Below are 12,489 nucleotides of genomic sequence, written 5' to 3'. Positions count from 1 at the left end.
GCTTATGAGCCTGATCCTCAGTGCGGTCGCTGGCGTTGCGCTGGACGCTGCTCTCGGTGAACCCAGACGCTGGCATCCATTGGTGGGCTTTGGCAAGTTGGCCAGTCGTCTGGAGCAGCGTTTCAACCCGTCCGGTGGTGGCTGGCGCAGCCATGGCGTCAGCGCCTGGTGCCTGGCGGTATTGCCGTGGACGCTGCTGACCATCCTGCTCGTGCAGTTACCCTGGATCGGCTGGCTGGTGCAGATCGTCGCCCTGTACGCGGCCCTTGGCCTGCGCAGCCTCGATCAGCACGCCCAGCCAGTGGCCCAGGCGCTACGCCTTGGCGATCTGCCGTTGGCCCGCCAGCGGGTCGGCTATATGGTCAGCCGCCGCACCGAGGATCTTGATGCCACCGGCGTCGCCCGTGCCGGTACCGAGTCGGTACTGGAGAATGGCAGCGACGCGGTATTCGCCGCGCTGTTCTGGTTTCTCGTCGCAGGCGCGCCAGGGGTGGTGCTGTATCGCCTGAGCAATACCCTGGACGCCATGTGGGGCTACCGCAACGAGCGCTTCGAGCGCTTTGGCTGGGCCGCCGCGAAGATCGACGATCTGCTCAACTACGTACCGGCGCGCCTGGTGGCGCTGACCTATGCGTTGCTCGGGCGAACCGCCACGGCGCTGCGTTGCTGGGAGCGGCAGGCGCCGCAGTGGGATAGCCCCAACGCCGGGCCGGTGATGGCCGCCGGTGCCGGTGCGCTGGGCGTCAGCCTCGGCGGTGCAGCCATCTATCATGGCGAGGTGCACCAGCGCCCCGAACTCGGCGAAGGCCCGAAGCCCCAGGCGCGGGATATCGAACGGGCGATGAACCTGGTCTGGGGCGGCGTGCTGTTGTGGCTGTCGCTGATGCTGATCGTGGGGGTGTGCGTTGCTTGAGCATGGCGGGCGATTGCGCCGGGCGGCCCTTCAATACGCTATCGAGCTGGCCGACTGGCTGGACGTTTCGACTGGCGTGGCGCCGTATGGTCTGCCGCTGCCTGCGATTCCAGAGCAGGCCTGGGTGCGTTTACCTGAGCTGGATGATGGCTTGGAAGCGGCTGCCTGCGCCTATTACGGCGTCGGGCGGTTATTGCCGGTGGCCGGTTCCCAGGCGGCCATCCAGTGCCTGCCGCGGCTGCGACGTGAGGCGCGGGTGGGCATCGTCTCGCCAGCTTACGCCGAACATGCGGCGGCCTGGCAGCGCGAAGGGCACCGGGTGCTGGAAATCAGCGAGGCGAGCGTCAACCGAGCATTGGAGCGGCTCGACGTGCTGTTGCTGGTCAACCCCAACAACCCCACCGGGCGACGTTTTTCCCCGCAGCAGTTGTATGCCTGGCATGCGCGTCTGGTCGCACGTGGTGGCTGGCTGATCGTCGACGAAGCCTTCATCGATTGCACGCCGGAGCAGAGCCTGGCCGCCCACAGCCATTTGCCGGGGCTGATCGTGTTGCGTTCGTTCGGCAAATTCTTCGGCATGGCTGGCGCGCGGCTGGGCTTCGTGCTGGCCGATACCAGGCTGCTCGCCGAGCTGGAAGAAATGCTCGGCCCCTGGACTGTCAGCGGGCCGACCCGCTGGATGGCGACCCATCTGCTGGAAGATCGCGCCAGCCAGCAGGCTCAGCGGCAGCGCCTTGTCAGGGACGGTCAACGCCTGGCCGACCTGTTGCGTGAGCATGACCTGCCACCCACCGGCGGTTGCGCGCTGTTCCAGTGGATTGCCTGCGAGCGTGCTGCCTTGCTACACGAGTTTCTTGCCTGTAATGGCATTCTCACCCGGCTGTTCGAGCGGCCGGCAAGCATTCGTTTCGGCCTGCCGCCGGACGAAGAAGGCTGGCAGCGCCTGGATCGGGCGCTGACCGTATTCGCCGAGGAGTCGCGATGAGCCTGCCTGAACCGGGCGCCACCCTGATGGTGCAGGGCACCACCTCGGATGCCGGTAAAAGTACCCTGGTGACCGCGCTGTGCCGCTGGCTGCGCCGCCAGGGTGTCAGCGTGGTGCCGTTCAAGCCACAGAACATGGCGCTCAACAGTGCGGTGACCGCCGACGGCGGCGAGATCGGTCGCGCCCAGGCGGTGCAGGCCCAGGCGTGCGGTCTGCCGCCCCATACCGACATGAACCCGGTGTTGCTCAAACCCAACAGCGACACCGGCGCTCAGGTGATCATCCACGGCCAGGCCATCGGCAACATGAATGCCGTGGCCTATCACGACTATAAACAGGTCGCCCGCGAGGCGGTGCTGGCTTCCCACCAGCGCCTGCAGGCAACACATCAGGTGGTGATGGTGGAAGGCGCAGGCTCTCCCGCGGAGATCAACCTGCGTGCCAACGATATTGCCAACATGGGCTTTGCCGAGGCGGTCGACTGCCCGGTGATTCTGATCGCCGATATCGACAAGGGCGGTGTGTTCGCCCATCTGGTCGGTACTCTGCAACTGTTGTCGCCCAGTGAGCAGGCGCGTCTCAAGGGTTTCGTGATCAATCGCTTTCGCGGTGATATCGCCTTGCTGCAACCGGGCCTGGACTGGCTCGAGCAGCGCACCGGCAAGCCGGTGCTTGGCGTGCTGCCCTACCTGATGGATTTCCATCTGGAGGCCGAGGACGCCATCGACCGTCGCCAGGTGGGCAAGGCCGAGCAGGTGCTCAAGGTGGTGGTGCCGGTGCTGCCGCGCATCAGCAACCACACCGATTTCGATCCGCTGCGCCTGCACCCTCAGGTCGAACTGACCTTCGTCGGCCCCGGCGAAGCGATTCCGCCCGCCGACCTGATCATCTTGCCTGGCTCCAAGAGCGTGCGTGCTGACCTGGCCTTCTTGCGCAGCCAGGGCTGGGCCGAAGCCATCGACCGGCACCTGCGCTACGGCGGCAAGCTGCTCGGTATCTGCGGCGGGCTGCAAATGCTCGGGCGCCGGGTCGAGGATCCAAGCGGGTTGGAGGGGCCCGTCGGCGGTAGCGATGGTTTCGCCTTGCTGCAGATCGACACGGTGCTGGAATCCCACAAGCAGTTGCGTAATGTCAGTGGGCGGCTGTGCCTGGAAGATGCGTTGATCTGCGGTTACGAGATTCATGCCGGGGTGACTTCGGGTGCCGATCTGCAACGCGCCGTGGTTCGGCTCGATGACGGCCGCGCGGATGGCGCGCTGAGTGCGGATGGCCAGGTCATGGGTACCTACCTGCACGGTCTGTTCGAATCCTCGGCAGCCTGTTCGGCGCTGCTGCGCTGGGCCGGTCTTCAGGATGTGCAGGTGGTGGATTACCACGCCTTGCGCGAGCGCGATATCGAGCGCCTGGCCGATCTGGTCGAGGCGCATCTGGATCAGGCGGCACTGCGAGCGCTCTGCGGCCTGGCTGTCCACACGGAGATCGAATAGATGCAGGAGTTGATTCTCGGCGGCGCACGCTCCGGCAAGAGCCGATTGGCCGAGCGGCTGGCCGATGAGTCGGGCCTGGAGGTGATCTATATCGCCACCAGCCAGGCGCTCGACGGCGAGATGAGCAGCCGTATCCGGCAGCATCGCGATCGCCGCCCGGCACACTGGGGCCTGGTCGAGGAACCGCTGGCGCTGGCCCGGGTACTCGGCGAGCAGGCATCCGCGCAGCGCTGCCTGCTGGTCGATTGCCTGACCCTGTGGCTGACCAACCTGCTATTGCTGGAGGACGACGCGCGCCTGGTGCGCGAGCGCGACGCGCTGCTGGCTTGTCTGCAGGCGTTGCCGGGCCGGCTGATTCTGGTCAGCAACGAAACCGGTCTCGGTGTGGTGCCGATGGGCGAGTTGACCCGTCGCTATGTCGATGAAGCCGGCTTGCTGCACCAGGCCATCGCCGAACGCTGCCAGCGCGTGGTGTTCACGGTGGCTGGCCTGCCCATGATTCTCAAGGGAGATGCGCTATGAATCTCGATTGGTGGCTAAATCCCTGTCAGCCCCTCGATCAGGTTGCGCGCGACAAGGCCGAGGCGCGGCAGCAGCAACTGACCAAACCAGCTGGCTCGCTCGGCGAACTGGAGCGCCTGGCGATTCACCTTGCTGCGCTGCAGGGGCGTGAGCGCCCAAGTATCGACAAGGTATGGATCGCCATTTTCGCGGGCGATCACGGTGTGGTCGCCGAAGGCGTATCGGCATACCCGCAGGCGGTGACGGGGCAGATGCTGCGCAATTTCGTCGGCGGTGGCGCGGCGATCAGTGTGCTGGCTCGGCAGTTGGGCGCGTCGCTGGAGGTGACCGATCTGGGAACGGCGCTGCCGCTCGAGCCGCTGCCAGGCGTGCGTCATCTGCATGTCGGCGCCGGTACCGCCAATTTCATGCGTGAGGCGGCGATGACCCCGGCCCAGGCCCTGATCGCCCTGCAGGCAGGGCGCAACAGTGTTGTCCGTGCCGCACAGGATGGTCGTGAGCTGTTCATCGGTGGTGAGATGGGCATTGGCAACACCACCTCGGCGACGGCGTTGGCTTGTCTGCTGCTGGATTGCCCGGTGGCTGATCTGGTGGGACCGGGCACCGGGCTTGCCGCTGCCGGCGTAGCTCACAAGACACAGGTTATCGAGACGGCGCTGGCGCTGCACCGTGGGGCCGCCAGCGAACCGATAGAAGCCTTGCGTTGCCTGGGCGGTTTCGAGATCGCGGCGCTGACCGGCGCCTACCTGGCCTGCGCACAGCAGGGGGTGGTGGCGCTGGTCGACGGTTTCATCTGCAGCGTCGCCGCCATGCTGGCGGTGCGCCTGAACCCGGCGTGCCGCGACTGGCTGCTGTTTTCCCATCAGAGCGCCGAGCCCGGCCATCAGCGCCTGCTCGCCGCCTTGCAGGCCACGCCGATAGTGAGTCTGGGCTTGCGCCTGGGCGAGGGCAGCGGTGCTGCACTGGTGGTTCCGATGCTGCGTCTGGCCTGTGCGCTGCACAATGAAATGGCCACCTTCGCCGAGGCGGCGGTGGCGGATCGCGCACCGTGATTCTGCACTTGCTGCGCCACGGTGAAACGGAGCAGGGCGGCGGTCTGCGTGGCAGCCTGGACGACGCGCTGACCGACGCTGGTTGGGCGCAACTACGGGCTGCGGTACAGGCGGATGAGCACTGGGATGCGCTGATCAGTTCGCCGCTGCAACGTTGTGCGCGCTTTGCCGAGGAGCTGGCCGGCGCCCGCGATCTGTCGCTGCAGTTCGAGGCCGGTTTGCAGGAGCTGCATTTCGGCGATTGGGAAGGACGCAGCGCTGCACAACTGATGGAAACCGATGCCGAGGATCTTGGCCGTTTCTGGGCCGATCCCTATGCTTTCACGCCACCTGGCGGTGAACCGTTGCTCGCCTTCGAGGCGCGGGTGCTGGAGGCGATACAGCGCCTGCAGGTCGAGTACCGCGGTCAGCAATTGCTGGTGGTCACCCATGGTGGGGTGATGCGCCTGTTGTTGGCGCGAGCGCGGGGCCTGCCCCGTGGGCAGTTGTTGCAGGTCAGTGTCGCCCATGGTCAACGGGTGCATCTGAAGCTCGATGCCCAGGGCCTGCGGGAAATTCCATGACACCTTTCTGGATCGCGCTGCAATTCCTCACCCGCCTGCCGGTGCGCCTGGTCGGCATGCCCACGCCGGAGCAGGTGGGGCGCTCGCTGCTTTGCTATCCCCTGGTTGGCGTGGTGATCGGCCTGCTTCTGCTGGCCGCCGGGTATCTGCTCGAAGCGGCGCCCGTTCCCCTGCAGGCGGCATTGCTGTTGAGCCTGTGGGTCGCACTGACTGGTGCTTTGCATCTGGACGGCCTGGCCGACAGCGCCGATGCCTGGATGGGTGGTTTCGGCGATCGCGATCGTACCCTGGCGATCATGAAGGATCCACGCAGTGGGCCGATCGCCGTGGTGGTGCTGGTGCTGTTGCTGCTCCTCAAGTTCGCCGCGTTGCTGGCCTTGCTCGAACAGGGCGATCACCTCGCGTTGCTGCTGGTTCCGGTGCTCGGGCGTGGCGCTCTGCTGGCCTTGTTTCTCTGTACGCCATACGTTCGCGCGGGCGGTCTGGGCGAGGCGCTGGCAGGTCACCTGCCACGCTCGGCCGCCATCGCCGTGCTGGTGGCGACATCGCTGGTCTGCCTGGTGTTCGGTGGCGTCTGGGTGATGCTGACGGCAGCGGGCATTTTCCTCTGCCTGCGGCGCATGATGCTGCAGCGCCTCGGCGGCACGACGGGCGACACCGCCGGGGCGCTGCTGGAAGTGCTGGAGTGCGTTGTGCTGCTGTTGATGGCGTTGCAAATCGCCAACTGATCAAGCCGCCAGCGCCTGGCATTCGTCCGCACAATGCTGGCAGGCTTGAGCGCATTGCTGGCAGTGATCGTGTCCGTGCTTGATGCATTCTTCCGCGCAAGCCTGGCAGGCAACGGCGCAGAGTCGGCAGAACTCATCGACCAAGGCACTATCACGCAGCATCAGCACTTCGGCCAACCGACACATATCCGCGCAATCGCGATCCAGTTGAATGCAGGTGCGCATCATCTGCAGGTCTTGCTCTTCAAGGCAGGCTGCCGCGCAGGTTTCGCAGGCAATGGCACAAGCGCTACACGCCTGGATGCATGAGGCATATCGTGTGGAAAGCATTCTCAGTTCTCCTAAGGGTCGTGTGTGGTTGACTGGAATCGCCTGGCAATGTTCGGGGTTTCTGACGTGAGTCGATTTTCAGGTTGCGCAAACAATAATGCGGGTATATACATGTATTCCATGTTGCCTACCGAATGCCTCTGCACTCGTTTGCGTCGTGCCAGCCGCGGCGTCAGCAAACTCTATGACGACGCCTTGAGCGATGTCGGGCTCAACGTTGCTCAGTATTCTCTGCTCAAGCATCTGCAGCACCTCGACAAACCGAGCATCACCGATCTGGCCGATGCCATGGGGCTCGAGCGCAGCACATTGGGCCGTAACCTTCGGGTGCTCGAAGGCAGGGGAGTGGTGGTGCTGCAGGAAGGTGCCGATCAGCGCAACCGACTGGTAGAGCTGACAGCGTCAGGGCAGCAGCTCCTCGCTGAGGCTCTGGGCGCCTGGCAGACCGTGCAGGTGCAATTGAAGCAACGCCTGCAACCGCGACACCTGGAAGCGCTCGACGAGCTGCTCGCCAGCCTGGATTGCCAGGGCTCGGATCACCTTCCCCCCACTTAGCGTTTCGACCTGACAACAGAAGGATATGCAATGAGTTCGGTATGGCGCACGAGTTTCTGGCTGATGCTGGGAGCCTCTCTGATCCTCGCCCTGTCTCTTGGCACCCGTCACGGCTTCGGTCTGTTCCTGTCGCCGATGAGCGACGACTTTGGCTGGGGGCGTGGTGTCTTCGCTTTCGCCATCGCCTTGCAGAATCTGATCTGGGGTATCGCTCAGCCATTTACCGGCGCCCTGGCGGATCGTTTCGGTGCGCAGCGGGCGATCATCGTTGGCGGCCTGTTGTACGCAGCTGGGCTGGTGTTGATGGGCCTGTCGGACTCGCCGCTATCGCTGTCGCTCAGTGCCGGCCTGCTGATCGGCATCGGTCTGTCGGGTACCTCGTTCTCGGTGATTCTCGGTGTCGTCGGCCGTGCGGTGCCGGTGGAGAAGCGCAGCATGGCCATGGGCATCGCCGCAGCAGCGGGATCTTTCGGTCAGTTCGCGATGCTGCCGGGCACGCTCGGGCTGATTGGCTGGCTGGGCTGGTCGGCAGCACTGGTCGCGCTGGGCATCATGGTGGCGCTGATCGTACCGCTCGCAGCCATGGTCAAGGATCGCCCGCAAGTCTCCCAGGGCCCACAGCAAACGCTTGGCGAAGCGCTACGCGAAGCGTGCAGCCATTCCGGTTTCTGGCTTTTGGCGCTGGGTTTCTTCGTGTGTGGTTTCCAGGTGGTATTCATCGGCGTTCACCTGCCGGCCTATCTGGTTGACCAGCACTTGCCGGCTATGGTTGGTACCACCGTGCTGGCCCTGGTCGGGCTGTTCAACGTATTCGGTACTTATATCGCCGGTTGGCTCGGCGGGCGGCGCTCCAAGCCACGGCTGCTCAGTGCCTTGTACCTGGCGCGTGGGGTGGTCATTGCGTTATTCATCACGGTGCCACTGAGCGTCTGGACGGCCTATGCGTTTGGCATCATCATGGGCCTGCTGTGGCTGTCCACGGTGCCGCTTACCAATGGCACCGTGGCGACCATGTTCGGCGTGCGCAACCTGTCCATGCTCGGTGGCATCGTCTTCCTGTTCCACCAGTTGGGGTCTTTCCTCGGCGGCTGGCTCGGCGGTTATCTCTACGACCACACGGGCAGCTATGATCTGGTATGGCAGATTTCCATCCTGCTCAGCGTACTGGCCGCTGCCTTGAACTGGCCGGTTCGCGAGCAGCCCGTCGCGCGCTTGCAAGGAGCCCAGGCATGACACTCAGACCCTGGCTTGCAACAGCTATCGGCGCAGTTGCGCTGTTGGCACTGGCAGCGGTCTTCTGGGGCTGGCATCAGGGTGGGCTGGCGATAATGCAGCTGGGGATGAGCCTCTGCTGAACGGAAGGAAAATACCTGATGCGCATGCGACTGTTTGCCCTGCCGCTGGTTTTGCTGGCGTTCAATGTCTCCGTACAGGCCGCCGAGTGCCCGGCGCTGTTGCAGGGTGAGCTGCCCAAGTTGCGCTCCAAGGAGACGATCGATCTGTGCGAGCAGTTCGCCGGCAAACCGCTGGTGGTGGTGAATACCGCCAGCTTCTGCGGCTTCACCTCCCAGTTCGAGGGGCTGGAGGCGCTCAATCAGCGCTATCGCGAGCAAGGCCTGGAAATCCTCGGCGTACCTTCCGATTCGTTCAAGCAGGAGTCCGACGACGCCGAGGAGACTGCCAGGGTCTGTTACGTGAATTACGGCGTGACCTTCACCATGAGCGAAACCCAGCCCGTCACCGGCGACAAGGCCATTCCACTGTTCAAGGAACTGGCCGCGCAAACTGCCGCGCCGCGCTGGAATTTCTTCAAGTATGTGGTCGACCGGAAGGGGCAGGTGATCGCGCGGTTTTCCAGCATGACCAAACCGGATGATGCGGATCTGATCGCAGCCGTGGAAAAGGCGATCGCTTCCACGCCATGAGCCCCGATGCTATTGAGGCTGGTGGGCTTGAATAAGAAAAATCGCGGCAAGCGCCGCGATTTTTTATGGGTACCGATTTGCACGGTCACCCTGACGGTGACCGTGCTCGGGGCCAGCTTAGAAACGATAGGTCATGGACGCACCCAGGCCGTGGGCGCTGTTCTTGTAGGTCGCCTGGTAAGTGTCCTGGTTGATGTGAACCTTTTCCTCCTTGAGGTAGGAGTAGGCCAGGTCGATGGTCATATCGTCGCTGGGGCTCCAGCCTGCACCGAAACTGAGGATGGTACGATCACCCGACGGAATGCGTGGCGAGCGATCGGTGTTGTTGACGGGTGACTGGTCGTAGGCAAGACCGGTACGCAGCACCCACTGCGGGTTGAGCTTGTAAGAGACGCCGACGGCATGGGCCCAGGTGTCGTGCCAGTTCTGTTCCTCGACGATGCTGGAAAGGGCTGGTTCCAGAGGCCCAGCGACGCCTTCATTGTCCACGCGAATTTCCTTGAGGCGGCTCCAGCGTGTCCAGGTGCTGCCTGCATACAACGTCCAGTTGTCGTCGATTTCGTGGGTGAAGGACATATCGACGGATTCAGGCGTCGTGAGATCCAGAGACGCATCGTATTTACCCGCCGCCGTTTCAAGGACAGGGCCTGCTCCCGAGACGCGAGTGTCTCCTTCCAGCTCGTACTTGACGCGTGAATGGTAGGTCAGGCCGACGCGGGTTTGCGGTGTGAACTCGTAGAGCACCCCGACATTGAAACCGACTGCTACGTCGTCACCCTTGATCTTCACCTTGCCGTCGCCGGCACCGGGAACAGGGTTGTTGATAGCTGAAGTCAGTTCACCATCAATGCGGTTGAAGGTCGGCCCGAAACCTACGGAGAGCTGATCATTGAAGCGATAGCTGAGCGTCGGTTGTATGGTGACGACACGAACGAAGCTCTTGTCTGCTTCGTAACGACCCATGAAGCCGCTTTCATAATCGGTGGCCAGACCGAAGGGCGCATAGACGCCGATACCAAACGCAACTTTCTCGTCCAGCGGCTTCACGTAGTAGCCCATGGGGACGCCAGTTGTCGGCACCATATCGCCGTCATTGCTGCCGCCTCCGATGCCGCTGGCATGGCTGATATCACTCTTGGCATGAATAGCGGCAGCACCAATATTGATCTGCTCACGCTTGATGCGAGCCATACCAGCCGGGTTGCCGAACACCGTGCTGGCATCTTCAGCGGAGGACGAGCGTCCAGCGAAGGACATGCCCATGCCCGCGACACTTTGCTCGTTGAGTGCAAAGCCGCTGGCCAGGCTATAGCTGGAGGTGGATGCGATGGCGATTGCCAGACCGGTTCTTAGGATTCTTGTATTCACGGGGTGCTCCATGGCAGGTTCGGGGAACTCTCGCTTTGCTGACTCAAAGCCAATCCGGAAAGTTCAGGGTTAAACACGATCCGTCGAAGTGAAGCTGTCCGTCGAGTCAGGATATAGAGCCTCGCAGCACTTGGCACCTATGACTCGGTAGTCAGTTTTTTCAGGCTGCAATTGCCCGCCCGAGGATGCAGCGCTGCCAGGCGGAAATGAATTCGTCCGGTTTACGATAGGGCGCGAATACCTGTTGCCAGATCAATGCCTGAGCGGCGAGATCATCGGCTGCCGGTAGCGCCAGGCGCTGATTCTCGATAAGCATCCAGGCAATCGCGGTTGCATAGCGCAGATTGACGGTCAGTTCGAGGTGCGGTGCGCCGAGAAACGCATGCTGGCTGGCCAGGCCACGTATACGGCTGGCCAGTTCGGGGTCGGCGGCGAGGTGATCGTCCCAGATATGCTGATGATGGGCGTCGGAAATTCGGTACAGACCGTGCCCGCTCTGGTTGTCCAGGGCTGCGCCAAGCGACGATTGGCAGGCGGCGATGCCCAGCAACAGCGCTTCGGCAGCGATGGACTGTCTATTCAGGTACAGCAGCGTCGGGCGGATCACGTGCTGGTTCAGATCACTGGCGGCGATTCCCATACGAACCTCGTCGGGGAGGTGACCGGTGGGGGAGGGCGTTGGCAGCATCGTCTTGAATGTGGTGTGGCGGTTGGAAGAAGCCCGCTACCACATAATCCCACCGGGAGCAGGGGTTAGCTGCTCAAGTTGAAGCTTAGTGGGATATTCATGCTGTAAAGGGCTGTTTTTAAATCGATTAAAGATGTAACTCAGTGTGCATATGCCGAATAGGAACTTGGAGCGGTCGCTTTAGCGTGATTCCATGAAACGACGTTGACAGCGCAGCGATGGTTTCGGCAGTATCGATGCATAGTCGTCTTGCCCGAGCATTCAATGTTCTCCATCTCCCAGCCCATGTTTTCTGTTCGTAGCCTTGCTGCTGCGCTGCAGTGCGTTTGCCTGGAAGTCGGTAAGTCGAAGAAACAGTCGCTCATTTGACCGGGGCGTGCTGTCCCGTCAGATGGGCTGACAGGACAGAGGCGCAAGGTCGAAGCATCCATTCGCCATACCCCCTTCCCGCACTCCATCGACGGTGACCAGACGGTCTACACCGAGGAGTTGCAAGCATGTCTACATTTTCTGGAGTCTGGGTCGCCCTGGTGACGCCATTTCGCGACGGGCAGGTGGATCTGCCTGGGTTACGCTCTCTGGCCGTACACCTGCTGGACAATGGTGCGGCCGGGCTGGTGGTCTGCGGCACCAGTGGAGAGGCGGCTGCGCTGGATGAAAGCGAGCAGTTGGCGGTGCTCGACAGCGTGCTCGAAGTGGTGCCCGCTTGCCGTGTCGTGATGGGGTTGAGTGGTAATAACCAGGCAGAGGTGCTGGCCCGATTGCAGCGCATCCAGAGCCGTCCTCTGGCAGGTATCCTGGTGCCCGCGCCCTATTACATCAGGCCGTCGCAGCAGGGGCTGTTGAGGTTCTTCGAGGCTATCGCCGATGCCTCGCAGTTGCCGATCGTTCTCTACGACATTCCCTACCGCAGCGCCGTCAGCCTGGACTTGGAGACGATCCGCCAGCTTGCCGGGCACCCACGGATTGTGGCGATCAAGGATTGTGGCGGCGACGCGCGCAAAACCCAGACGTTGATTCAGGATGGAGCGCTCGAGGTGCTCGCCGGTGAGGACGAGCAGATATTCGCCACGCTCTGTCTCGGCGGCAGCGGCGCCATCTCCGCCGCGGCACATATCCGTACCGCCGATTTCGTGCAGGTGGTGGCACATCTGCAACAGGGCGATCTGCAGGCCGGCCGTGTGCTGTTCCGCGAATTGCTGCCATTGATCCGTCTGGCCTTCGTCGAGCCCAATCCGGCGCCGGTAAAAAGCCTGTTGGCCATGCAGGGGCTGATCGCCGATGAGTTGCGCGAGCCCATGTTGCGCTGTTCCGACGGGTTGCGTGAGCGCATGCGCAGCGAACTGCTGTGAGCTTGCAACACGGCAGAGGCT

The 12,489-nt window shown here is 63.0% G+C and carries 15 protein-coding genes; 12 read left to right on the top strand and 3 right to left on the bottom strand.

Annotation, left to right across the window (positions count from 1 at the left end; genetic code table 11):
* The first annotated feature begins 4 nt into the window (after nt 1-4).
* From cbiB to DNK10_RS14675, 7 genes are read left to right on the top strand one after another with little or no spacing between them, the layout of a single operon-like run.
* Nucleotides 5-913: an adenosylcobinamide-phosphate synthase CbiB gene (cbiB, locus tag DNK10_RS14705; RefSeq protein ID WP_131192083.1), complete on the top strand. Its 909-nt coding sequence runs from the start codon at nt 5-7 to the stop codon at nt 911-913.
* Nucleotides 906-1,898 (top strand): threonine-phosphate decarboxylase CobD, encoded by a 993-nt coding sequence (gene cobD, locus DNK10_RS14700; RefSeq protein ID WP_131192082.1) that lies wholly within the window; start codon nt 906-908, stop codon nt 1,896-1,898. Before cbiB ends, cobD begins: the two co-directional genes overlap by 8 nt.
* Nucleotides 1,895-3,385, top strand: a complete 1,491-nt coding sequence (locus DNK10_RS14695) for a cobyric acid synthase (RefSeq protein ID WP_131192081.1) — start codon at nt 1,895-1,897, stop codon at nt 3,383-3,385. Before cobD ends, DNK10_RS14695 begins: the two co-directional genes overlap by 4 nt.
* Nucleotides 3,386-3,907 (top strand): bifunctional adenosylcobinamide kinase/adenosylcobinamide-phosphate guanylyltransferase, encoded by a 522-nt coding sequence (gene cobU / locus DNK10_RS14690; protein ID WP_131179087.1) that lies wholly within the window; start codon nt 3,386-3,388, stop codon nt 3,905-3,907.
* Nucleotides 3,904-4,959 carry a nicotinate-nucleotide--dimethylbenzimidazole phosphoribosyltransferase gene (cobT, locus tag DNK10_RS14685; RefSeq protein ID WP_131192080.1) on the top strand — a complete coding sequence of 352 codons (1,056 nt, stop codon included), beginning with the start codon at nt 3,904-3,906 and terminating at the stop codon, nt 4,957-4,959. The genes cobU and cobT overlap by 4 nt, the downstream gene beginning before the upstream one ends.
* Nucleotides 4,956-5,522, top strand: coding sequence for an alpha-ribazole phosphatase family protein (cobC, locus tag DNK10_RS14680; protein WP_131192079.1), 567 nt, complete (start codon nt 4,956-4,958; stop codon nt 5,520-5,522). Before cobT ends, cobC begins: the two co-directional genes overlap by 4 nt.
* On the top strand, nt 5,519-6,250 hold the full coding sequence (locus tag DNK10_RS14675) for an adenosylcobinamide-GDP ribazoletransferase (RefSeq protein ID WP_131192078.1): 732 nt from the start codon (nt 5,519-5,521) through the stop codon (nt 6,248-6,250). The genes cobC and DNK10_RS14675 overlap by 4 nt, the downstream gene beginning before the upstream one ends.
* On the opposite strand, the gene DNK10_RS14670 is transcribed toward DNK10_RS14675, so the two are convergent.
* Nucleotides 6,251-6,580, bottom strand: a complete 330-nt coding sequence (locus tag DNK10_RS14670) for a four-helix bundle copper-binding protein (RefSeq protein WP_131179083.1) — start codon at nt 6,578-6,580, stop codon at nt 6,251-6,253.
* 120 nt (nt 6,581-6,700) lie between these two features.
* Between DNK10_RS14670 and DNK10_RS14665 the strand changes: the two genes are divergently transcribed.
* The 4 genes from DNK10_RS14665 to DNK10_RS14655 are packed head-to-tail and all read left to right on the top strand — an operon-like array spanning nt 6,701 to nt 9,060.
* A complete protein-coding gene (locus DNK10_RS14665) occupies nt 6,701-7,135 on the top strand; it encodes a MarR family winged helix-turn-helix transcriptional regulator (RefSeq protein WP_131192137.1) in 435 nt (144 codons plus the stop codon).
* A 30-nt stretch (nt 7,136-7,165) separates the two neighbouring features.
* Nucleotides 7,166-8,368, top strand: a complete 1,203-nt coding sequence (locus tag DNK10_RS14660) for an MFS transporter (RefSeq protein ID WP_131192077.1) — start codon at nt 7,166-7,168, stop codon at nt 8,366-8,368.
* Nucleotides 8,365-8,490, top strand: a complete 126-nt coding sequence (locus DNK10_RS26325; RefSeq protein WP_278248831.1) for a hypothetical protein — start codon at nt 8,365-8,367, stop codon at nt 8,488-8,490. The genes DNK10_RS14660 and DNK10_RS26325 overlap by 4 nt, the downstream gene beginning before the upstream one ends.
* An 18-nt stretch (nt 8,491-8,508) precedes the next feature.
* Nucleotides 8,509-9,060 (top strand): glutathione peroxidase, encoded by a 552-nt coding sequence (locus DNK10_RS14655; protein WP_131192076.1) that lies wholly within the window; start codon nt 8,509-8,511, stop codon nt 9,058-9,060.
* A gap of 117 nt (nt 9,061-9,177) precedes the next feature.
* Here the strand turns inward: DNK10_RS14655 and DNK10_RS14650 are convergent, their stop codons facing one another.
* A complete protein-coding gene (locus DNK10_RS14650; RefSeq protein ID WP_425273854.1) occupies nt 9,178-10,440 on the bottom strand; it encodes an OmpP1/FadL family transporter in 1,263 nt (420 codons plus the stop codon).
* A gap of 148 nt (nt 10,441-10,588) precedes the next feature.
* Nucleotides 10,589-11,068 (bottom strand): hypothetical protein, encoded by a 480-nt coding sequence (locus DNK10_RS14645; RefSeq protein WP_131179078.1) that lies wholly within the window; start codon nt 11,066-11,068, stop codon nt 10,589-10,591.
* 545 nt (nt 11,069-11,613) lie between these two features.
* Here DNK10_RS14645 and dapA point away from each other — a divergent pair.
* A complete protein-coding gene (dapA, locus tag DNK10_RS14640; protein ID WP_131192074.1) occupies nt 11,614-12,468 on the top strand; it encodes a 4-hydroxy-tetrahydrodipicolinate synthase in 855 nt (284 codons plus the stop codon).
* Nucleotides 12,469-12,489 lie beyond the last annotated feature (21 nt).

Origin of the sequence: Phytopseudomonas daroniae (genome assembly GCF_004327275.1) — a bacterium.
GTDB lineage: Bacteria > Pseudomonadota > Gammaproteobacteria > Pseudomonadales > Pseudomonadaceae > Aquipseudomonas > Aquipseudomonas daroniae.
Note: the sequence above shows the minus strand (reverse complement) of the source record. Positions and strands in the feature narration are given on the sequence as shown.